General features: G+C 38.5%; 24 protein-coding genes and 1 tRNA gene. 10 read left to right on the forward strand and 15 right to left on the reverse strand.

All coding sequences use genetic code 11. From position 1 onward, the window contains the following. Nucleotides 1-46: 46 nt before the first annotated feature. The 4 genes from PL9631_RS06210 to PL9631_RS06225 are packed head-to-tail and all read right to left on the reverse strand — an operon-like array spanning nt 47 to nt 933. Nucleotides 47-313, reverse strand: coding sequence for a type II toxin-antitoxin system YafQ family toxin (locus PL9631_RS06210; RefSeq protein ID WP_083618115.1), 267 nt, complete (start codon nt 311-313; stop codon nt 47-49). Continuing rightward, entirely contained in the window at nt 313-573 is a 261-nt protein-coding gene (locus PL9631_RS06215) for a hypothetical protein (protein ID WP_083618117.1), read from the reverse strand. The genes PL9631_RS06210 and PL9631_RS06215 overlap by 1 nt, the downstream gene beginning before the upstream one ends. Further along, nucleotides 570-686 carry a type II toxin-antitoxin system YoeB family toxin gene (locus PL9631_RS27310; protein WP_083618119.1) on the reverse strand — a complete coding sequence of 39 codons (117 nt, stop codon included), beginning with the start codon at nt 684-686 and terminating at the stop codon, nt 570-572. Before PL9631_RS27310 ends, PL9631_RS06215 begins: the two co-directional genes overlap by 4 nt. Then, nucleotides 679-933: a type II toxin-antitoxin system Phd/YefM family antitoxin gene (locus PL9631_RS06225; protein ID WP_083618121.1), complete on the reverse strand. Its 255-nt coding sequence runs from the start codon at nt 931-933 to the stop codon at nt 679-681. Before PL9631_RS06225 ends, PL9631_RS27310 begins: the two co-directional genes overlap by 8 nt. Before the next feature lie 219 nt (nt 934-1152). On the opposite strand from PL9631_RS06225, the gene PL9631_RS06230 reads away from it, so the two are divergent. Continuing rightward, the gene (locus PL9631_RS06230; RefSeq protein ID WP_083618123.1) at nt 1153-1410 is read left to right on the forward strand and encodes a hypothetical protein; all 258 of its coding nucleotides are present in this window, start codon (nt 1153-1155) and stop codon (nt 1408-1410) included. Nucleotides 1411-1419: 9 nt separating this feature from the next. Continuing rightward, complete coding sequence (locus PL9631_RS06235) at nt 1420-1863, forward strand: HNH endonuclease (RefSeq protein ID WP_083618124.1); 444 nt, start codon at nt 1420-1422, stop codon at nt 1861-1863. Between the two features lie 194 nt (nt 1864-2057). Here the strand turns inward: PL9631_RS06235 and PL9631_RS06240 are convergent, their stop codons facing one another. The 5 genes from PL9631_RS06240 to PL9631_RS06260 form a co-directional block, all read right to left on the reverse strand. Continuing rightward, the gene (locus PL9631_RS06240; protein WP_083618402.1) at nt 2058-2531 is read right to left on the reverse strand and encodes a hypothetical protein; all 474 of its coding nucleotides are present in this window, start codon (nt 2529-2531) and stop codon (nt 2058-2060) included. Nucleotides 2532-2618: 87 nt separating this feature from the next. Continuing rightward, nucleotides 2619-4346, reverse strand: a complete 1728-nt coding sequence (locus PL9631_RS06245; RefSeq protein WP_083618126.1) for a SulP family inorganic anion transporter — start codon at nt 4344-4346, stop codon at nt 2619-2621. A 10-nt stretch (nt 4347-4356) separates the two neighbouring features. Next, nucleotides 4357-4896, reverse strand: coding sequence for a rhodanese-like domain-containing protein (locus PL9631_RS06250; RefSeq protein WP_083618128.1), 540 nt, complete (start codon nt 4894-4896; stop codon nt 4357-4359). A 103-nt stretch (nt 4897-4999) separates the two neighbouring features. Next, a complete protein-coding gene (locus PL9631_RS06255; RefSeq protein WP_083618130.1) occupies nt 5000-5689 on the reverse strand; it encodes an MBL fold metallo-hydrolase in 690 nt (229 codons plus the stop codon). Nucleotides 5690-5852: 163 nt separating this feature from the next. After that, the gene (locus tag PL9631_RS06260; RefSeq protein ID WP_231516658.1) at nt 5853-7313 is read right to left on the reverse strand and encodes a polysaccharide deacetylase family protein; all 1461 of its coding nucleotides are present in this window, start codon (nt 7311-7313) and stop codon (nt 5853-5855) included. A 126-nt stretch (nt 7314-7439) separates the two neighbouring features. Between PL9631_RS06260 and PL9631_RS06265 the strand changes: the two genes are divergently transcribed. Continuing rightward, on the forward strand, nt 7440-8012 hold the full coding sequence (locus tag PL9631_RS06265; protein ID WP_083618405.1) for a Uma2 family endonuclease: 573 nt from the start codon (nt 7440-7442) through the stop codon (nt 8010-8012). 167 nt (nt 8013-8179) lie between these two features. Beyond that, nucleotides 8180-8686 (forward strand): DUF29 domain-containing protein, encoded by a 507-nt coding sequence (locus PL9631_RS06270; RefSeq protein WP_083618133.1) that lies wholly within the window; start codon nt 8180-8182, stop codon nt 8684-8686. A gap of 393 nt (nt 8687-9079) precedes the next feature. Here PL9631_RS06270 and PL9631_RS06275 read toward each other — a convergent pair whose 3' ends face one another. Beyond that, entirely contained in the window at nt 9080-9916 is an 837-nt protein-coding gene (locus PL9631_RS06275; RefSeq protein WP_083618134.1) for an IS5 family transposase, read from the reverse strand. Between the two features lie 165 nt (nt 9917-10081). Between PL9631_RS06275 and PL9631_RS06280 the strand changes: the two genes are divergently transcribed. The 3 genes from PL9631_RS06280 to PL9631_RS06290 all read left to right on the forward strand — a co-directional run bounded on the left by PL9631_RS06280 (nt 10082) and on the right by PL9631_RS06290 (nt 13931). Next, nucleotides 10082-10696 (forward strand): Uma2 family endonuclease, encoded by a 615-nt coding sequence (locus PL9631_RS06280; RefSeq protein ID WP_083618136.1) that lies wholly within the window; start codon nt 10082-10084, stop codon nt 10694-10696. A 154-nt stretch (nt 10697-10850) separates the two neighbouring features. Continuing rightward, complete coding sequence (bchE, locus tag PL9631_RS06285; protein WP_083618137.1) at nt 10851-12887, forward strand: magnesium-protoporphyrin IX monomethyl ester anaerobic oxidative cyclase; 2037 nt, start codon at nt 10851-10853, stop codon at nt 12885-12887. 195 nt (nt 12888-13082) lie between these two features. Further along, nucleotides 13083-13931: an acyl-CoA desaturase gene (locus PL9631_RS06290; protein ID WP_083618138.1), complete on the forward strand. Its 849-nt coding sequence runs from the start codon at nt 13083-13085 to the stop codon at nt 13929-13931. A gap of 103 nt (nt 13932-14034) precedes the next feature. Here the strand turns inward: PL9631_RS06290 and PL9631_RS26970 are convergent, their stop codons facing one another. After that, nucleotides 14035-14748 (reverse strand): rubrerythrin family protein, encoded by a 714-nt coding sequence (locus tag PL9631_RS26970; RefSeq protein ID WP_083618140.1) that lies wholly within the window; start codon nt 14746-14748, stop codon nt 14035-14037. A gap of 179 nt (nt 14749-14927) precedes the next feature. Between PL9631_RS26970 and PL9631_RS06300 the strand changes: the two genes are divergently transcribed. The 3 genes from PL9631_RS06300 (at nt 14928) to PL9631_RS06310 (ending at nt 15840) form a co-directional block, all read left to right on the forward strand. Beyond that, nucleotides 14928-15314 (forward strand): Fur family transcriptional regulator, encoded by a 387-nt coding sequence (locus PL9631_RS06300; protein WP_231516659.1) that lies wholly within the window; start codon nt 14928-14930, stop codon nt 15312-15314. Between the two features lie 131 nt (nt 15315-15445). Next, nucleotides 15446-15664: a hypothetical protein gene (locus PL9631_RS26640; RefSeq protein ID WP_083618145.1), complete on the forward strand. Its 219-nt coding sequence runs from the start codon at nt 15446-15448 to the stop codon at nt 15662-15664. A gap of 103 nt (nt 15665-15767) precedes the next feature. Then, nucleotides 15768-15840 (forward strand) — tRNA-Ala (locus tag PL9631_RS06310). A gap of 135 nt (nt 15841-15975) precedes the next feature. Here PL9631_RS06310 and PL9631_RS06315 read toward each other — a convergent pair. From PL9631_RS06315 to PL9631_RS06330, 4 genes are all read right to left on the reverse strand, one after another. Next, the gene (locus PL9631_RS06315; protein WP_083618147.1) at nt 15976-19587 is read right to left on the reverse strand and encodes a Yip1 family protein; all 3612 of its coding nucleotides are present in this window, start codon (nt 19585-19587) and stop codon (nt 15976-15978) included. 139 nt (nt 19588-19726) lie between these two features. Further along, on the reverse strand, nt 19727-20185 hold the full coding sequence (locus PL9631_RS06320; protein ID WP_083618149.1) for a phosphate-starvation-inducible PsiE family protein: 459 nt from the start codon (nt 20183-20185) through the stop codon (nt 19727-19729). Nucleotides 20186-20418: 233 nt separating this feature from the next. Next, a complete protein-coding gene (locus PL9631_RS06325; protein ID WP_083618150.1) occupies nt 20419-21735 on the reverse strand; it encodes a hypothetical protein in 1317 nt (438 codons plus the stop codon). Next, nucleotides 21728-22648: an SPL family radical SAM protein gene (locus PL9631_RS06330; RefSeq protein ID WP_083618152.1), complete on the reverse strand. Its 921-nt coding sequence runs from the start codon at nt 22646-22648 to the stop codon at nt 21728-21730. The genes PL9631_RS06325 and PL9631_RS06330 overlap by 8 nt, the downstream gene beginning before the upstream one ends. Between the last annotated feature and the right edge of the window lie 100 nt (nt 22649-22748).

A 22748-nucleotide genomic window follows, 5' to 3' on the forward strand; every position in this document is an offset into this window, starting at 1 on the left:
GCCGGATGAAGATGAATAAAACGATATTTGTGGATATCTTAAAAATTTAGAATAAATCTGAATGTGAACCTGAACGAGCTAGAAAAAGATGGGTTTCTGAGATTTTATAAATTAAAAGCCAGTCAGATTCTATATGACAATCTCTATATCCCTTCCAATTACCTGTTAAAGCATGATCTTTATATTTTGGTTCTAGTTCTTGATTTTCTAGTAATTTTTCAATCACCATTTTTAGCTTTGACATATCTTTGCCCCGCTTTTGTAAACGTTTGATGTCTTTCTTAAACTGATTTTCAAAAATAGGTGATAGCATTAAATACCTAATTCGTTATAAAGCTCATTTTTATTATTGCAAACTGTTAAATTTTGTTGTTCTTCGATATTCTTGATTGCTTGTTGTGTTTCCTCGTTAAAATCATTAATCGTATAAGTTTGTTCTTCAATTCGCTTTTCTTTCTCAGCTTTTTGTAAAAATTCATCCAGATGCTTCTGTAGATATATTGCAAGAGTATTTTGTTGATCTTCAGAAAGCCGCGAAATTTGCTCAAAGGTTTCTTGTATTAATTTAGTCATTTGATTTCTTTTAGCAGTTTATTAATTTTTTTGAGAGTTTTTCGATCCTGATTTTGCCAGTAAATATAATTGTCCCAAGCCTCGTCAGTCCAAGCCAATATGCGGTTACTCATCTATCAACTGATGTTCAAGAGCTTTCCCCTGCCTATATTGGGCAATGGAACGTTCTAAATGAGCAGCGTTGGCTGGCGACTTTAATAAATGAACCGTTTCCAGTAAACCATTAAAATAATCAAGGGACATGACTACTGCATGATCAGCATCGCGTCTGGTAATTATGGTGTAGTCCGCATCTTCAACTACCCGATCTAACACCGTTTTTAATTGGCTTCTCGCTTCGCTAAACGTTACTACTTTCATTGTTGTTACTTGTACGACTATGAGTACAAGTTAATTGTAGTTGATTTTGATTCATAGTAGTTGCGCGATCGCGCTATAAGATCAGAACTTGGGAAAAAATAAGCAAAGTCAGCTTAAATTCTTGTTAAGAAATCTTCATATATTACCCCATCGCAAATATTCTATGACAGCATGATGATCAAAAAATGTTAAACTATATTTGGTTAAGGAGAACGTCTTATGAAAACAGAAATTAGCATTAATCTAGCTGATCAAGAAATAATTAATTTTCTGGCTGGTGGCATGACATCTCAAAGTTTAATTGAATTTCAAGTATCAGAAGCAGTTAAAGAAAGAGTAGCTGATTTAATTTTTCTTGAAAAAAGTAATAATATTTCTCCAGAAGAAAAATTAGAATTAGATCATTATTTAATCTTAGAACATTTATTAAGATTAGCAAAAGCTCAGGCCTATGAATTTATTAAAGAGGGGGCTTAAATTTTAATTATGGAGCGTCCTTATTTAACTCAAGAAATTCGTCTTTTAGTAGCACAAAGAGCCGATCATTTATGTGAATATTGCCTAATTTCTGAAAAAGACACGATTTTAGGCTGTGCGATTGATCATATTATTAGTATTAAACACGGTGGTTCATCTGAGGCTGATAATCTCGCTTATTGTTGTGTCTATTGTAATCGTTTTAAAGGAAGTGATATTGGTTCAATTATTATCGAAAACAAAGAATTTGTCCGCTTTTTTCACCCTCGTTGGGATAGTTGGAGAACACATTTTAGACTAAATAATTCTCTAATTGAACCGATCACTAATATTGGAAAAGTAACTGCTAAAATTTTGGGATTTAATGATCAACAACGGTTGTTAGAACGTCAATTATTAATTCAGAAAAAAATATACCCTTCCCCTTCTGCTATGAAAAGAATAAAAAGTTAGATTTTAATTTTAAAATAGGTTATTTTTGCAATAGGTTTTAACTTATTGCTACACAAACAAAACCCTACTAAAAATTATCCTTAACTTGGGAAAAATTAAGCAAGGTCAGCTTCAGAAGGAAAAAATAACCTTTAACGTTTTACTAAATGTCTAAGTTGACCTCATGAAAAATTTATACCAAATTTATGGATATCTTAAAAATATTGAATGATTAAAGGTTTTTCAGGAATAAATCGAGATTGAAAAGCTTCTTTTTTACCCACGGCTTTAAAATTAGAAATATTCAGAGGAGTGTCTAAGGGTTTGAGGTCAGTTACCTCCCAAAAGATAGCAAAATTTGGCGCATCATTAGCCGCCGTAGCTGGACGATATTTCATGCCTTGGGGATGGCGACCGCGGCGGGAGTCTACATGACCAATATATAAGGCTTGCCAGGTGACTTTAGGAATAAAAGAACGATTTTCCTGCAAAGTTGCATAGATAAAAACCTTAACGACCCGATCATTTCGGTCTTGGTCAAGTTTACGGAAAACCTCAAAATCTTGACTCCCAAACGCTACTTTTCCTTCCTGTTCACAAACATCCTGACCAGATAGTAAATGAATTTCAGGTACGGGCGCGAGCAGTGAAAAATTACGGGTGGTCGGTTTTACAGTAGAATCGTGCATCAGCATCCTTTTCAACACAAGCTCAAGATAATTAAATTATCCCATCTTTAGGTCACAAAGAACAGAAAACAGCACTATCCCATCAATTCAGGGTGAAGGGGAAACCCGTTGAGATAATTCTTTTATTGCTTGGTCAGTGCTTAAAAAAATGCGACCGCGTCCTAATTTATCCACAAATCCCACCTTTTCTAATTGATCAAAAACGGGGCCTTTAACCTCAGAAAGATAAAACTCAATTCTCATTTGGTGTAAATCCTCTATCAGACGTTGTAGGGTTTCTAAAGCACTGCCATCAATTGAGTTAATCCCACTACAGACTAATAGTAAATATTCAACTTCTTTCTGTTCTGTTACTAATTTTAATAAATAATCTTCTAAATATTTAGTATTCACAAAATACAAACTTTCATCAATTCTCAGTGCCAAAATATGGGGGCTAGTCGTTACCGGATGTCGTAAAATATTGCGGAAATGTTCCGTATTTCCTACCCGTCCCACAATGGCAATATGGGGTTTACTGGTGCGAGCTAAATGTAAAACTAGAGAAATCAATACCCCAAAAATAATTCCCTGTTCAGCACTGGTTAGCAACACCGCCACGAAGGTACTACCCCAAGTAATGCCATCGAGTTTGTTATAATTCCATAACCGCTTTAAAGTAGGAAAATCGAGTAAATTTCCCACGGCAACTAAAATAATTGCAGCTAAACTGGTTTGCGGTAAATAATAAAATAAAGGGGTAAAAAATAAAACCGTTAACATCAGAAATAAGGCCGTAATGATTGAAGCTAAGGCCGTATTTGCCCCGGCAGAAAAGTTAACCACAGAACGACTTAATCCCCCCGTTATGGGGTAGCCTCCGGTAAAGGAAGCAGTGATATTCGCGGCTCCTAGGGCTATTAATTCTTGATTCGCGGCAACTTTTTGGCGTTTTTTACTAGCCAGAAATTGACCCACGGAAAAGGCTTCCATAAACCCCACAAAACTAATCGCTAAGGCAGAAGTTCCTAATAATTGAATTTGGTTTAAATCAAAATTAGGTAAAGTTAAGGGTGGAAATCCCCGGGGAATTTCTCCCACGACTTTCACCCCAAACCCCTGATCTAAATGTAATACCCCTACGATAACAGAACTCAGAATGACTAATATTAGCGGCCCGCTTTTAGTCAGGGGAATAATAATCGATTCCTCAACCCCTTTAGATTTAAGATATTGTCCTAAACCGCGATTAAAATATAATAGGAGAACTAAACTACTTATCCCTAACCCTAAAGTGATTATATTCAGATTGGGACTGGCTTTAATAATAGAAACAACCGTATCAAAAAAAGATTCCGTCTGAGGGATTTTAATTCCCAAAAGATGCTTAACTTGACTAAATCCAATTAAAATTGCCGCCGCACTAATAAACCCCGAAATTACCGCTTGACTCAGAAAATTAGCGATAAATCCTAACCGGAAAATTCCGATTAAAAGTTCAATAATTCCGACTAATAATGCTAAGGTTAAAGCATATCCCCAATATTCCGGTGTGTTTTCCGTGGCGATCGCACTAACTGCTGCTGCTACCATTAAAGAATCCACCGCCACCGGAGCCACAGACAGCATGGAAGCTGTTCCTAAACAGGCATAAACAATCTGAGGAAAAATACTGGCATAGAGTCCCACTTGGGGCGGTAAACCTGCCAGCATTGCATAGGCCATTCCCTGGGGAATTAACAAGCTCGCCACAATAATTCCGGCGGTTAAATCCCCGGTCAAATCTTCTCGTTTGTAATTCAATCCCCAGTTTAAAATCGGAAAATATTGTCGCATTATTCCTTAATTAAACGCGCTGATTATAGGGGAGTTTTGCCAATAACATTGCCATCGCACAGGTATTACTAATTCCGGCAAATAGTAATCCGGCTCCGACAAAACCACTTAAAAATAGGAAGTTTGGAGAAACAAATGCCCCTAACAAAGTTCCAGTTAAAATTAATGACCCGGCGACAATTTGTACCTGTCGCATGATACTAATGGGAGCATTTTTATTAATAACTGTTGGATATCCGGCTTGTTTCCAAGTATTTAATCCTCCTTGTAGGTGGCTTACCTGTTCAAATCCCGCCGCCAATAATTTTTGAGCCGCTTGTCCACTCCGGTTACTGGTTTGACAATACAAAACAATGGGTTTAGAGGCATCCGAGGCTACATTGGCGGGGTCAAAGGTGGATAAAGGAACTAGAATTGATCCCGCAATATATTCCCCAGCGTGTTCAGAAGGTTCTCGAACATCAATCAAAGTAATTTTGTCTTGATCTAGCCATTGTTTTAAGGTTTGAGAATCAATGGACTGTAAGCGATCACCAAGAGATTTAACCATATTTTTAGAATTGACAAATTAATTAATTTGGATTAACCCGACCTATTGTATTATACAATATCTTGATAGGATGTTTAAAGTGAACTTCAAAAATTTGATCATTTTAATCTTTATTTCCACACTGTTGATTGGCGGGAACGGCTTCAGCAATTTTTTTAGGGTCGGGTAAATTTAAGTTATTCATCATGTCAATAAAACTGTCTCGATCATGACCAACAAAACGAGGATTAAATTGTTTTTCCTCTCCAATAGTAGAAACCGTTCTGCCTTTATAATCGTGACCAGGATAGACGGCAGTTTGATCGGGAAGGGTAAATAATTTTTGGGTAATATTATCGTAAAGTAACCCAGCATTTCCACTTTGAAAATCCGTGCGTCCACAGCCTCGAATTAATAAGGAATCCCCGGTTAAAATGCGATCGCCATTAACTAAATAAGCGACATGACTATCGGTATGTCCCCAAGTCGCGATCGCTTCAATTTTAACATCCCCAATCTCTAAGATTTCTCTATCTTTAATCCAGCGATCGGCACAATTAACAATAGCGTTTTCTGGAACAACTCCCAGACATTTAGTTAGTTCTCGCAATTTCCCAGTTCCAGTGATGTGATCGGCGTGAACATGGGTTTCCAAACAATAGCGCAAGGTCAGCCCCAACTCTTGCAACAGGGTGAAATCTCGTTCCACTTGCTCTAATACGGGATCGACTAAAACCGCCTCTTTGCTGGTTTCATCCGCGATCAGATAGGTATAGGTACTGGTTTCCGGGTCGAACAGTTGGCGAAAAAGCATAGTTTTTCACTCCTTTAGGAATCATGATTGATTATAAAACTACACTACCATATAGTTTTATTGAAAGCAATTGAATGTTTTGTGACATTGCGGAGTTTACGAGTCATAAAATTCCGATAAATTCCGATAAATTCTGATAAATTTGGATAAATTAGAACAGAATTCAATTTATTTTCCTTAAATCCAGTTTAGGAAAATCCCCCTTCTGATAAACAGCAATTTGTTCCGGCGTTTGCAAATCCATAAAATCCGCCAACTCACTATAGGTGACACATCGGACTTCCGGTTTCCCACAAACCGCCTCAGCAAAGCGAAACAGTGCCTTCTGGTAAGCCCCCTGATTCCAAGCCGAAAAGTGATGACCGATATGCACGGGTGCGCGGTTGCCAGAATAGTTGCGCTGGAAGTATTTTAAATAAGTTTGAAAAGTATCTTCTTCGTAGCGTTTAACATTACCAGAGTTAGGTTTACCCTGGGAATGGAGATAGTAAAAGTTATAATCCATGGATAGAACATTTTTGCGAGTGATAGCCGTCGTTAAAGAAGCCAGGGGAAAATTCCAAATCCCATTTTCTAGTTTCGGCCAGTAATTTGCCGACGCGACTTTGCTCGTATCATAGCGAAATCCGGTTTTTTTCAAGGTTTTATATAAACCCGGACTCTGACCCAATTCAGGCGCGCGAAACCCTTGAATAGCACTGCGGTCAAAGACAAAAGCACCGGGTAAATTGTTAATTTTATAAGCATCAAAAATAAACTGATCAAAATAGTCAAACTCTTTTTTCCAGTCCGCCTCACTCCAACGATTTCCATTAAAGTGACCCACCCCATGGGAGGCAATTTCATGACCTTCTTGATAGGCTAGATTAACCTGTTCCAAACGCTGATTAATTTCCGCCGTCGTACCACCCCAACCAATGGCCGACCGCCCTTTACCCTTGCCCCCCGGAGCCGTGTAGAGGGTACGATCTTTGTTATTCACAAAATAAACCCCGCTAATAAAATAGGTGAAGTGAACCGGGATATTTTTTTTAGCCATACTTTGAGTAAAGTTGCGAGATTTTTTCCACGCATCTAGGGAATAGGAGCCATCAAAAGCCAGTAGTACAAACTGAGGAGGACGACCGGCTACCGGGTTTTGATCCTGAATTAATTTATACAGCAAGGCGGAACTCCAGCGAGTTGACCCGCAAGCATCACCCCCATCAGCATCCTGACAGGCGGCAACCAGTTCTTGGGAAAAAGGCCCTAACGCTTCCTTTCCCTCCACACAGTAACCCAAAATTCGATTTAGGCGACTCCCATTAGGACAACGCCCGTCTCCATAGGCTTTGATAAATAAGGGTTCGGGCCATTCCCGGGTATTACAAACCTGGCCACCCTCTAAGTCCCGGCATTTTTGCAGCATTCCCTGGGTAAACGGCCCCAAAGCGTTTTCGCCGTTGGAATAGAAATAACCCCCTAAACTATTAACAGGTTTTTCTAGGATGGGTTTTGGGGTTTCGGAGACTGCGGACTGTTCGGTAGGTAAAACCAGCAAGGAGGGTTTGGCGCAACCCCAGAATATTAAGGATGAACTGATATAAATGCAGGTTTGATAAAACCATTTTGAAGTTTTTAACACGATACTCCCCTTCTTCAACAAACCACCAAATTCTACCATTCGTAGTAAGCCCTTCAGGGCTTTGAGTCCTTCACGCCTCACTACAAAATGTTAGAATTAACTAAAAATAACTTTATTTTCAAAACTATGATTGCTCATCAACACGAAACTTACATTTCTCCAGAAGATTATCTAGTAGGGGAAGAAACCAGCCCTATCAAACATGAATATATTGACGGACAAGTTTATGCAATGGCAGGGGCAAGTGATGCCCATGTTACGATATGTCTAAATTTAGCATCCGCGTTAAGAAATCATGTTCGAGGGCGGGGTTGTCGGGTTTATATGTCCGATATGAAAGCCCAAATCGATACGGCTAATATTTATTATTATCCTGATATTTTGGTGACTTGTGATCCCAGAGATCAAAAACTTACAAATTATAAAAAATATCCTTGTTTAATTGTCGAAGTTTTATCTCCAAAAACAGAAGCATTTGATCGGGGCGATAAGTTTGCCGACTATCAAGAATTAGAAACCTTACAAGAATATATTTTAATTAATCAAAAACGTCAGCGTGTAGACTGTTTTCGTCGCAATAACGAAGGTTTTTGGGTATTACAATTCTATCATCCAGGCCATGAAATTCATCTCACCAGTATTGATTTTCGCACTCATATCGGGGCTTTGTATGAAGATGTCACCTTTGAAGATAATTAACTTCTTAGTAAGCCCTTCAGGGCTTCGATTCCTTCATAACTAACTACGAAATGAGCAACTGCTTCAAAGTAGTGAGTAGGTTATAAACCGGATTTATTGACTCTATATAGCGATAAATTATGCAATCTGTTAGACTTATGTAGATAAGAGAAAGGGAGTCAAACAAAATGACAACTATTCAATCAACGACAACTGCAATAACATCCCTTTATGATCAGGATTTTTATCTGTGGTTACAGACAAATATCAATGTATTAAAACAGGGAAAATTTGCCGAAGTAGATTTAGAGAACTTACTAGAGGAACTGGAAAGTATGGGGAGAAGTGAGAAAAATGCTTTAAAAAGTAATCTAAGAATACTTGTCATGCACTTACTCAAGTATAAATATCAGCCGGAAAAACGAACAAATAGTTGGCGTTACACCATTACAGAACATCGTCAACGTCTCCAAGATACCTTCAAAACCAGTCCGAGTTTATATCGTTTTTTTGAAGAGATTTTTAATGAATCTTATCAAAATGCAAGAAAATTAGCCTCCGATGAAACAGGTTTATCTATTAATCTATTTCCCCCTGAGTCTCCCTTTACGGTAGAAGAAGTTCTTAATCCTGATTTTTTACCCCCTGAGAATGCTCGTCCCGAAAATGATGATATTAATGATTTACAAACGTAAATTTTAGTAAGCCTTTCAGGGCTGACGGGCGTGATGACTGGAATGGAGAACTTGCACTTGATTCAGTAATTGTTGATAATTACTAATCGTGGCTTTCTGTTATTGCAGGTGGCGTTTTTTGGGAACATTGTGCAGAGTTGCTAGGGTTTCGCACTCGTAATAGGAATTTTGTTATCAAACATACATCGCCTCTGGGTGAAAGCACAAAATTTTACCATAAAAGAAGATACACGCTATACCCATAACACCTGCTTTGAAACCTTTGGGAGAGCGACAAAAGAGAGATAAACACTTATTGACAATTACTCTAAAATATTTTAGTGTAAAAATTGTGTAATTATATACTAGACCTCTTGCAAAAAAAATCTATGCTATAATGCCCAACTTTCACTTTCAGACTAAGAGTGTCAACTCATAATTATAAATGGCTGACAACAAATTACAACGAAGACCATAACGGCGACGACGATTTCGATAACGACTCGATAAGATCCTGAAAATTTTGAGGCTCTGATTAACGTGTTCAATCACAATTCGTTGATGAGCTAAAGCTTGATTATAGTCTTTTTCTAAGACGGAAATATTGCCATTTTTGGGTTTCTTTTTAGGTATATAGCTATTCAAGTGATAATCCTTAATCCCTTGATAGCCACTATCTTGTAAACTATCAGTTTGGGGGTGAAAATGAATTTTGCTTTTTTTGAATAAGCTGAAATCGTGGCAATGTCCTTCTCCAAAATCTGTACAAATAATCTGTTTAGTTTCTGGCTCAATTACTAACTGAATTTTGAGCGTGTGATGTTTTTTCTTTCCTGAGTAATATTTTTTCTGTTTTTTTTTCGGTCTTTCAATAGCCGTTTCCGTGACATCCATCACTACGATTTCGGGGTAGCCAGAATCTTGAATTAATGCTTTCTTTCCCGGAATCCGAAACTTTCCTGTTTTCATTAAAGTTGATTCAATATTAGCAACAATTCGGCAAATAGTTGATTCTGATACTCCCCAATTTGTCCCAATATGAAAATATGTTCTGTATTCTCGCCAATACTCCAAGGCTACTAAAACTTGCTCTTGGAGAGTCAGGCGGGTGTGACGTCCTCTCCTATCTTTAGGATGTTCTAACCTGAACTGCTCTATGGCATTAACCATTGCTTGAAAGGTTTGAATCTTGACACCAAATCTCCGTTTAAATTCAGGAGGTTTCAAATTTAGATAAAATTGAGTGTTCATCGCCGAGTTATTGTCTTAATTCACTTTCAATTTTTACCATTTTATGGAGTTTTTAGCAAAAGTTTGTGAAGAATGGTTAGTCTCTGGGATTTTATGAAATTGAGCAAAACTCACCATAATACCATAAAATTATTTTGCAAGAGTTCTAATATAGAGGAATATATTATGCAACTACTCGAAGCTAACAAAACCCAAAAACGCACTTACACCCCGGAAGAATACCTCATCCTAGAGGAAACCGCAGAATATAAAAGCGAATATCACGATGGAGAAATTATACCCATGACGGGTGGCACCACCAACCACAACCAAATTGCAGGAAATTTTTACAAAAAATTCCCTTTGACCATCAAAGGACAAAAATATCGGCTATTTATCGGCGACGTTCGCCTATGGATACCTGCCACCCGACGCTATGTTTATCCTGATGTGATGGTAATCCAAGAAAAACCCATTTACCAAGGAAAAAATACCACCACTGTCACTAACCCCACAATTATCGTCGAGGTTTTATCAAAATCAACCGAAGGTTACGATAAAACTGATAAATTTCGCTTGTATCGCTCTATTCCCACATTCCAAGAATATATTTTAATTGACCAAAATGGTTATCATTTGGAACACTATTCAAAAACCGGGGAAAAACAATGGAGATTTACCGAATATGACTCAGTGCAGGATGTCATCTCCCTGGCTTCCGTTGAATTCCAATTTACTTTAAGCGAACTTTATGAACAAGTAGATTTTTCGGAAATTGAAGATACGGAACCTGAAGCATGACTTAGTAGTAAGCCCTTAAGGGCTTAGAGGCGTGAACGCCTCACGACGAAGTGTTAAATTATTATTAAATTTTCTGTTCAATCACTATATAGTTATACAATCTGAATTGCTTCGCAAGTCTGGAAACAAGCAGAACGTTTCAGGAGGAAAGCAAATGCGGATTATGTTGATTCAGCCCAATTATCATTCCGGGGGTGCTGAAATTGCCGGAAATTGGCCCCCTAGTTGGGTTCCTTATGTCGGGGGGGCGTTGAAAACCGCCGGGTTTACCGATATTGAGTTTGTCGATGCCATGACTAACTTTATTGAGGATGAAGAATTAGCGAAAATTATTCAAGATCGTCAACCGGATATTGTCCTGGCAACGGCTATTACTCCGATGATTTATAAGTCTCAAAATACCCTCAAAATTGTTAAACAAATTTGCCCGAATGCGAAGGCAATTATGGGGGGTGTTCACCCGACTTATATGTATCGGGAAGTGTTAAGTGAAGCTCCTTGGGTTGATTATATTATTCGAGGGGAAGGAGAAGAAATAACCGTTAATTTATTAAGAGCAATCACTAATGGTACGGATGAAATAGAACGCCATAATATATTAGGAATTGCCTTTTTAGATGACGATAGAGTTGTCGCTACTCCTGCCCATCCTCCGATTGCAGATTTAAACACCTTAACCCCAGATTGGAGTTTATTAAACTGGGATAAATATATTTATACGCCTCTGAATACTAGAGTTGCCGTTCCTAATTATTCCAGAGGTTGTCCGTTTCGGTGTCGGTTTTGTTCTCAATGGAAATTCTGGCGAAAATATCGCTCTCGTTCCCCGAAACATTTTGTTGATGAAATCGAAACTTTAGTTAAAGATCATCAGATCGGATTTTTTATTTTAGCTGATGAAGAACCTACGATTAATAAATCTCGATTTGTGGCTTTATGTCATGAATTAGTGGATCGGAATTTAGGAGTCCATTGGGGAATTAATACCCGGGTTACGGATATTCTCAGAGATGAGAAAGAATTACCGTTATATCGCCAAGCGGGATTAGTTCATGTGTCGTTGGGAACCGAAGCCGCGGCTCAATTAAACCTAAATTTATTTAGAAAAGAAACCACCATTGCTGATAATAAAAAAGCCGTTCAATTATTGCGAGAAAATCGGATTCTGGCGGAAGTTCAGTTTATTATGGGACTGCCGAATGAAACCCCAGAAACCATTAAAGAAACCTATCGGATGGCGCGGGATTGGAAAGCGGATATGACCAATTGGAATATGTACACTCCTTGGCCGTTTTCTGAACTGTTTCAAGATTTAGAAGATCGAGTGGAAATTCGGGATTATTCCCATTATAATTTTGTGACTCCAATTATTAAACCCGATAATATGACCCGGGAAGATGTTCTTAAAGGAGTGCTGCAAAATTATGCCCGGTTTTATTCTTGGAAATTTCTGGAATATTGGTTGGAAAAAGATCCATTTAAACGGCGTTATTTACTCGGTTGTCTGTGGGCATTTGTGAAAACAACCTTTAATAAACGATTCTATAATTTGAAACGGGTGAAACAGAAAGGATTCCATACAGAGGTTGAGTTTGGATTTGATGAGTCTAGGATTTTGACCCCGGAACAAATGACAAAATCTCAACAGAAAAATTCGGCAGATATTGACTTTTTAGGAACAATTTCAGCCTGTGGCGCGGCTAATGATTTATCCGAATGTGAAAGTTATCCTAAAATTCAACAAAAACATGATACAATTCAGGTGGCTATTATTGAAGATAACGAGGAAACCCGCCTGAACCTAAGAAAAAATTTGCGATCGCAACCCGGAATTGAAGTCGCCAGCGAAGCTACCAATGCCGAAACCGGCTTAGTGTTACTAGAATCGATTGATGTTGATGTGGCGGTGGTTGATAGTACCCTACCCGATATGAATTTGGTCAAGTTTATCCGCATGGTGAAGAAAGTTCAGGCGGGTTCCTATGTGATTCCATCCAAGATTTTAGTTTTGGCGATGCCTGACCAAGAATCAATATTATCAGAGGCTTTATCGGCAGGAGCAAATGGATTTTGCTTGAAGGATTCACCGATTGAAAAATTGGCAAATGCGGTGCAAATGATCCATAATCAAGGGAGTTATCAAGATCCGGAAATTGACCCTTTAATTTTAACACCAATAACCCCAGGATAAATTTTGATTTTAATGTGAACTAAGGAAATAGATTAATTCATGGGATTTCTTTAGTAAAGGACAGCAAAATAGGTGAATATTTCATCTAAAATTTTCACAGGCAGGGTAGGGTTTACAAAAATTTATGTTATCCTACAATCAACCGAGATTACCCCGCATCGATTGATCAAACATTATTAGATTGAGGAAATTTTCATGACATCTCAAGTCGCAACTTCGCCGGAAAATGAACCAAAATTAAGCGGTTTAACAGTTGCGTTTTTCAGTATTATCCATTTGCTGGCTTTATTAGCACCTTGGTTTTTTTCTTGGTCAGCGTTAGGAATTACGATATTTCTACACTGGTTTTTTGGCAGTATTGGAATTTGTTTAGGCTACCATCGTTTATTAAGTCATCGCAGCCTGAAGGTTCCCCAATGGTTGGAATATGTGATTACCTTAATTGGGGTCTGCGCCTTACAAGGAGGGCCGATTTTTTGGGTCGCCGGACATCGTTTGCACCATGCCCATACCGAACATGAAGATAAAGATCCCTATTCCGCAAAACGGGGATTTTGGTGGAGTCACATGATGTGGATTTTTTATCCCCGTCCATCCTTTTTTGATGCTGAACATTACAAACGATTTGCCCCGGATTTAGCGCGAGATCCTTTTTATTGTTGGTTAGATCGGTATCATTTGTTAATGCAAATTCCCGTAGCTTTACTGCTTTACGCGCTCGGCGGTTGGTCATGGGTGATTTATGGGGTATTTGTCCGGGCTGTGGTGTTGTGGCATAGTACCTGGTTGATTAATTCGGTAACTCATATGTGGGGATACCGCACCTTTGACACCGATGATAATTCTCGGAATCTTTGGTGGGCGGCGATTTTCACCTATGGAGAAGGCTGGCATAATAACCATCACGCCTATCCTAATGTAGCTAAAGCAGGTTGGAAATGGTGGGAACTCGATATGACTTGGTGGTCAATTTGGGTTCTAAAAACCTTGGGTCTGGCTCAGAAAGTGGTGATGCCCCCGACTCAACGGGCGACGGAAGCCTAAATTAACTATGTAGGGGTAATTCATGAATTACCCCTACATAAACCCGCCCCCGAAGACAGTTATCGGATGGGCGGGTTTTTTATGCTGATTTGGGGAAAACGGGTTAGGCTGCGATCGCTTCTTCGTAAACCATAAAGCTCTTTTTGCTCACACCACAAATCGGACAATGCCAATCTTCAGGAATGGCTTCAAAGGGGGTTCCCGCAGCAATACCGGAATCGGGATCACCGACCACGGGATCGTAAATCATCGAACATTGGCGACAAATCCATTTTTGCGTTTGAGGATCGGAACACGCGGCTTTGGGGGTCGCATCCTCACCGTGTAGTGTGTTCAGGGCCTCTGTATATTGGTTGGCGTGATGATGTTCAATCGGAACCAACAAGCCAAAGTTAGAGGCGGCTTTGCGGAAAATCCCCGCGTGTTCCCGGGACTCAGCCTCCTGTTCTTCAAATTCACTCACGGCCTGCTCATCCCGATCAACTCGGGCTTGGGCGGCAAATTCGGGGTACATGGTGGTGTATTCGTAGGTTTCCCCTTCAATTGCTAACTCCAAACACCGGGCGGCAATTTTTTTCTTTTCTTCGTCGGATAGGGCATCGGGGTCAGCGACGACTAATTCAGGATGCAGGAGGCGGAAATGGGCGAAGGCGTGTTCTGTTTCTTGATTGGCGGTTTCCCGAAACAGTTTGGACAAATCTCCCATCCCCAATTTTTTAGTAACTTCTGCGAAAAATAGATATTTGCGGTTAGCCATCGACTCGCCACCGAAGGCAGATTCGAGGTTTTTGGCGGTTTCTGCGTTGGATAAGTCCATTGTGTCTCCTAGTGTTCATCTCGTCATATCTAAGAATAATTCTTAGTTTTAAGTTTGTCAAGGGAAAGAATAAGATTGATGTAAATTTGAGTTACTTAAAATAAATGTTATGATCTGTAAAGGAAGATTCAATACAGCAAGTTATGGAAGGTCAGAATAGAACCACCGAGATCAGCCGCATGATGAAGCAGAAGGGGTTACGCATTACCCCTCAACGGTTTGCGGTTTATGCCAATCTCTTGTCTCGTTACGATCATCCGACGGTGGATGATATTCTCACCGAGATTAATCGGGAACTTCCTATCGCTTCCAAAGCTAGTGTTTATAGCGCTTTGACGGTTCTGCGATCGGTGGGATTAGTCCGAGAGGTGCTACTGGATGAAGGGGTAACTCGTTATGATGCCAAGGTGGAACCCCATCACCATTTTGTTTGTGAGTGTTGTGGGCAAATTCAGGATTTAGAGTGGGATGTCCTGGGTAATTTGCCGATTAACCCCTTACCCCCAGGGTTCCGGGTGAATGCCTATGAAATCACGGTTAAGGGCCATTGCGATCGCTGTGATTAATTACGAATTACGAATGGGGAGTGGGGGATGAATCCTTTTTGCTGATCTGCTACGGAGTTATCAAATTGCTGAAACTGGCATTCTGATCAGAACACCTGTTAGAATAGGGGAAATGTTACGAAACGTAACTTATGTTGATCCCTATTCTAATAATTGATGTGGCTCTGGTTGCTTGGTCATTACACCTAATGAAGCAAGCTGTCGAGTGTAAAGAATTCTCCTTCATGTTGGCCGGGATCTTGGTGGCCCTGTCCGCGGCTGCCATGGGGTTAGTTTACTTCCTGATGGGATCGTGTATTGATCACATCGCTCAAATGTCTCAACACGCTTATTCTTATTCTTACTTTTAATGGCCATCGGAGTGGCGGATACCTTTCTCCGGCACTCCGAAAAGAAATTTTCATCTACCACTTGACAAAGTATAGATTAAACGACTATATTGAAATACTGCAAGGGGTTATAGCTCAGTTGGTAGAGCACCGCAATGGCATTGCGGGGGTCAGCGGTTCGAGCCCGCTTAGCTCCATTCTTGGTTAATGCTAGAAGTTGAGGATGTGGAAGCAACCACAAATACACGAAGACACAAAGAAAGGGATTAAAATTATATCTCCTTAAATTCCATTAAAAAGGGAACTTTGAATCAGGTTCCCTCCTAATAAAATTAATCATATTCAAAATTTTTCAGTTTAGGAACTCCAAACCAAAAATCCGTGGGAATTATAGGTTTAAGGGTCGGATCATGACCGCCGACTTGATTGGTGCGGAGAACCCAGAGATAGGCTCCTAATTGAAGGAAGATCATGGCAATTTTATCGTTAATTAATCGCGGTAATAACGAGCGCCAACTAGAGCTTAATCGAGATAGGGTTTTTAAGGGAGTTTCTTGAGTAAAACGCCCTAAGGTTGGAGAACCATATCGCCAATCTTTTCGAGCTTTACCTGTAGTGACTAAGATACTTTCTAAACTGGCAACTAAGGTTCTTAATTGAATGAATCGTTGGCTTTGTTCGTGGTGGGGATTTTCCCGCAACCATTTCATTAATAAAGGATTGAGTTCAAATTGAGCTAACATCCGTGTGAGGGATAAATATAACGCTTGACTGGAATCTTGAGAACAGGAATTAATCGCACTCACAAAAGTAGTTCCGGTTCCATCTCCCACCCGATATCGAGCGGTCATAATATCCAGTTCATTAATAACAATATCTAAAGGAGAAAACTTAAACCCATCAAAATCATAATCTTGGGTGAGGGGATCAAATTTAATCAGAATATCGTTAAAGGGACGACATCCTAACCAACCGAATTGACGATCGCCACTGTACCTTGTCCAGTCTAAACTTCCTGAAATAATTGCATCAGAATTATGGGTATAAATTTGGCGATATTCGATGTTAAATCGCAGGTTTTGGGTCAGGCGATCGCGCACCACTGTTGCAATTCCATAGGCAAAATGTCCGAAATAAATCCCAAAGGGAGTATTATCTCCATTCGGCCCGCCAATTCCTCCATAAACGTGCATTAATAAAGCCCGTTCTCCTTCTTTCCAAAGGGATTCTGGCACAATATAATGATTGGAATTATCCTGATTCGGGTTGAGGAAAATGGTTTTAACTTGTCCTTGGGGGGTAATTTTATTTTTCCAGTATTCCCAATTAATATAATCTACGGTTTTTTGTTTTCCTGAAATTATTAAATCGGGAGTCAGGGAAAACAAACTATAGGGGGCGATCGCCTGTACGACAAACTGACCATCAATATTTTTTTGTCCGAAAATATACCATCCTGAAGCATTAACCGGAGAGGATTCTAAATCTTGATTGATTGAAGGTAAAACCCCATCTCGGTTAGGGATAACAGAGGGTAAATAGACCTTTTCTTCTATGCCATTAAATTGTTCAGAGGAGGGATGATAATGACGCACCAAAAAGATATCATTTCCCAAATTTTCAATAAATCGAACTAGGGCATAAAATCGGCCAGTAATTTCAACGGGATCATGTTGAATATAAAGACTCGGACGCTCTAATCCGTTATCTTTAAAGACTACAGGTTCTTTTAATACCACAATCACATCATCGTGGGGTCTGGCTCCAGCGATGGATTCTAAGGGGTCAACTTTTGACCAACCATTAATCCGGTCGGGGTGAATATTTCCTTTGGATTTACTTACTTTAACTTGATCAATAAAGTTGAGATCTTGGGTGACTAATTTAACTCTTTCGTTGACATTATTGCCTTGTAAATCCCATCTTAAATTAACAATTTGTCCGACTCGATGTTCATGGAATGAATCGGCATGATAAATCTCAAACAGCACTCCCTTTACTTGTTCCCGCTCTGACAATTTAGGTAAAATTAATCGACCAATCCAGGTTCCTACAGGCTGATATAATTCTGGATTGAGGGTTTGTTTAATCGGATAATAAGCGACTTGATTAAAGGGGGCGTTTTTGTAGAGTTCATAGTTACCAGATTTTTTAAAGATATTAGGGTCTAACCCGGTAACTTCCCAATTTTCTAAGAGAATTCCTGTTACAATATCAACGGTTTGTTGGAGGTGGGTTTTGCCATTGGGAAGTTGATGATCTCCCATGGGGCCACCCATCATATTGTGTCCCACTGGCCCCAGAGAAATAAAACTAATTTTACCCCGCCGTTTGGCAAAATTCCAGTTTGATAACAGAGAAATTGGCCAGCGTCCCGGGAAAATAATCGCCCCCACTTTTTCAACGCCATCCTTATCCCCCACCAGATGATAGAGATGTTCCGTTACCATTGTCCCCGTATTTCCACTGATTACTCCGGCAATAGAAATCACCGTAATTGGGGCTTTAATGGTACGTTTGAGAAAGGTTACAGCCCCCATGGACATTTGACCGCCGCCGCTATAGCCCACCAATGTCACCGGAATTTCACTCCCGACGGGATAGCCATAGCTGAGTAAACTATTATACAGAACCTGTGCTAACCCTTGATTTTGAATTGGGCCGTAACGAGGATCGGCTGAAACTGCTACTGAGACGACGTTTCGGGCATTAACGATAAAACCAATGGGGTTAGCCGGATTTTGAACCACCATGGAGTCAATGATCCGCCACAAAAAAGATAGGAGCCGATTTTCAGTTAAGGGTTTATTCGTCACAGAATAGGGCATAATCCCTTTAACAATTGCTATATTATCAGGAGTGGCAAGGGCAAGGGCATCTAAAAAACGTTCAACTTCTGGTAAATATTGATAGGAGCCTTGATTGATTCCATCTAAATACATGACATAGTGATTAAATGGGGTATCAATATTAGGATTTTCGACTAATGTTCCGGTATTTTCTAATGGTTGAGATCCATACCATCCTGCCCACCAAGTTAAGGATTCTAGCGGTGTTAGGATAATAGAAATTAATAGGGCAATTAAACTAAATTGAACTAATTTTAGGCCCAATCTAAAGCTATGGTTGAGTAAACTAAAACCTATAGTTAAGGGGTTATTGGAATTAGGATATAAAATAAAAACTAATAGTAAAGCTAATAATGCTAGGGCGACAAATTTAAGCGCAGAGGAAGTTTTTTGTTTGGGAATATTTTCTTGTTGTTCGGCTTCTAACCAAATTTCCTTGCCGACGGTCAGGATTTGAGGCTCATTCCCGTCGTACATGAACATTTCTTCTAGTTTTTTCGGGTCAGTAATTAATGAAGTTCCTGCAACTGAATTAGATAACCAACGACTAAAGGCTAAAATCGGACGACCAATTGTTCGTTGGACAATTTGGAGGACAACCCAGCCGATGAAAGTACAAATAAATACAGACCAATCTTCAAATCCGGCAATGGTTTCTAGTCCGACAAATTGAGCGAGTAAACTCCAAATGGAAAGGAATACTCCAATCGCAATTCCCATATAGGGTAAACCTATTAAAAACCCTAACATTTGAGGAGCATAACTGAGTCCTACGGTTCTAAAAATTAGATCAAAACTCAGAGAAACATCAAAAAATAGGTTACTTGCAATCCAAATACTTCCCGCCCACAATCCATAACTTAATGCAAAAACAATCGAAGAAATTCCTAAGCTGAGGATAAACCGAATGGGTTTAACTTTATTAGCAAATAAAACAATACATTGTCCAATGGCTTGAGATAAACCGGCGATGAGAACAATAATTAAGGCGACGGTGAGGCCATCGGGTAAGGTATTAATTTGCTCAAAAACTTCTGGGTCGAGGGCGAATGCGCCGGAAACCAGATGCCAGAATTGGTTAAATGCGGTTTGCATAAAATAAAAATTTACAAAGATGCAATAAATGGTTTTTAAGTGGTTTCAAGTTTAACCCGAACCACCATAAAAAGCAATATTTAGGGTGAATCATGACTAAATCAATCTATCTTTCAACTGTTGAATAAATTTCCAGCCCCTACTTACTGTGATGCAGTCGAACAATTAAATAACTGATTGACAGGGCTAAAACTGCTACAGCTAGTCCAATTAAATCTTCACCGCCTTTTTTATCGAGATCAAAAATAATGATTTTTCGTCCTACGGCAATTAGGGAGGTGACAATCACTAACTCCACTTGAATAACGTGTTTTTTTAAATACGCTGAGATATTTTCTAAAAGCTCTAAGGCAATCAAAATATTTAAAAATAATCCAAAAATTTCAAACAAAGAATCTTTAAAGATTAGATCAGAATCCGTTAACAATTTTTGGCCTAAATATAAAATTAGCTGACCACAGCAAACTATGATAATGGTTATCATGGCAATTGATAAGGTTTTCGCGATCGCCACTTGAATTTCTTCTAATATTATTAAGAAATTTTCGTCGCTAAACCAATGGGTGAGGGATTCCAAAAAAGTTTTTTTGCGTGACATAGTGACCCGTAAATTAGAGTTGGACGGAAAATACAGCAAGGATGGAGCAATTTAGTATCAATATATAAGTTAAAACCCGTTAAGGCAAGATTATTCTTTAAAATTAATCTCACCAGTCCATAAACCCAGTTTTTAAAGTGTCTAAACACAACTTAGCAATCATATCTATTGAGATTAATCTATATTGGTGGGCGGGGTTAACCGTCAGTAAAAATCAACATAATCAAACCCTATTATCTTTGTTGGGCTAAAATCATATAATCGTCAATAGCATAGCTTATATGCTGATTTAACTTAAAGTATTTTTGAAAAATGGGGTGAATATAAGGCTGATAAGGCAATTTTTCGCGAGCAAACTTTCCAAACTCAGCAGGAGTCATCTGCTCTGAAATTCCTGTAGATGTCAAATATTTATACCAGACTAATTTTAAGCCGATTTCTTCAATAAAAGATCTAATGACATTATATTCTAGGTGATAATCTTGGCGATGTCGTAAATTAAAACCTTGGAACAATTTCTTATCTTGAACAATAAATAACACATAACCGTCCGTTTGTAAACAGCGATTAAAAATATATTTAAAATTAGTATTAGCTTTTTGCCTGAGTTGGCGTTGATAAAAGAAACAATGGGAAATTATAATAAAATCAAAGAAGTCCTTGGGCATTTTATCAAAATTAGACTTATCTCCTAATAAGTCACAGGTATCAAAGCGAAAATAAGCATTAGTCGGTTGGAGTTGTTGCTCAACATATCGGCGCCAAAACTGAAGTCCCCGATATTGAAATTTAGCTTGTTTTTCTAAAGAATAATAGGCAATTTTAAATTCTGAGGAGTTCATCCCTTGATAATTACTTCTAAGGAATAAATCTAAACCATAAATCATCGTACCAGGGCCAGCCGCAATATCCAAAATATTGAGATGTTTGGGTAATAACCCGGTTTTATAAATTAAAAACCAGGCTAAATAAGCACCATAAACATTGGTTAAAAAATAGCGTAAAAAATAAACATAAGGACTCAATTCAAAACTATATTCAGGATCTTCTCCAAATTTCAAGCCATTCAAATCTTCAACGGCTTCTTTTAAGGATTTTTCAAAATTGTTTCTTTGACTCATTTGTTGAAATTCATCTTCAATAAACCGAGATAAATTCAACTCAAGATTATTAAAAATATCAGCGTCAATTCCTGTGCATTGAATTAAATTATCATCCGACTCAATTAAATTAAATTGTTGAGTAATTCGAGCAATAATATTCCGATCAGGAATAATCAACTTTTCTTCCCTAAAATCAAACTCAGAGGGGAATGAATCTAATTGTGAGAAACTTTTTAGTTGTTGCTTTAATCCTGAAATCTCTTTCTGTTTTTGCTTTAATTGATAATCGGTTTCTAACTTGTCTTGAAATAACTTTTCTAACCCTGAAAGTTCAGTTTTTGAGCGTCGAATCTCTTGTAAAATATTTCGAGCTTGTTGTTCATTTCCTCTTTGTAAAGCTAAAAATAACTTCAGAGAGCGCCAACCCTGAATAATTCTATCAATCATAGCCAAACCCTTCTCGTCCCTCTTTAATTTCTACATCACCGAGCAGAAACTCTAATTTCTGTTTAAATAGAAAATAGTTTTCCTGTTCTTGATTATACCACCAAGCATATTTTTGTTTGAGAGTGATCGCTTGTTCACGAGTTGAAGCGACTAAACTTTTTCCTTGAGTCGCATGAAATTCTTGAATTACTATTCTATCTACAAAACTTAATTTTAAAATAAATTCGTCTTGATCTTCTGGTAAAGTTGGTAATAGCGGCGTAATCGTAATCGCGAACCTAATATCATATCCAGCTTTAAAAGGAATATTATATCTTAATTTTCCTATGGCTTGAATTCGAGATTTAATACTGGGTGATTGCGGTTCAAAATCTCGTTTTACCGCTTCACTTCCCGTAGGAATACTTAGATTTATTCTTAAAGTTTTAAACTGTTGTAATAAATCAATATCTCTAGTAATCATCGGACTCCGAGTTTGAATCACTAGAATCGGTTGATACTTCACCATTACCTCTAATAATTGTCGAGTTAGTTGTACTTTAGTCTCAATAGGTTGATAGGGGTCAGTAACACTACTCATATAAATACTTGGCGGTTTTTCGGGATGACGACGATACCATCTTTCCAACTCTTTTTCTAAAATTTCTACGGCATTTTCTTTGATAATTACCCAATTTCCCCAATCTTTTCGCATCTGGGGATTAGGACTAAAAGCCGCCGCATAACAATAACTACATCCATATTGACACCCTCGATAGGGATTAAGAGTAAAGTCATAATCTCGAATAAAACCAGTTGCTTTATTTAATAAAGATTGAGCATTTTTTCCATAAACATTGACTTGACCAAATTTTTCCTTAACCAAGAATTGATGTCGAGATAACAAATCATCGGAGTAGTTAATTTCTGACATACTTGCAAATAAAAGGGTTAGAGAAAAGGATATTGCGGAATGTCTGAAAATGCAAGAATTATCGTATACTAATGATTTAGGTTAATTTATATTCCATTAG

It is taken from the genome of Planktothrix paucivesiculata PCC 9631 (assembly GCF_900009265.2).
In the GTDB taxonomy this organism is placed as follows: domain Bacteria; phylum Cyanobacteriota; class Cyanobacteriia; order Cyanobacteriales; family Microcoleaceae; genus Planktothrix; species Planktothrix paucivesiculata.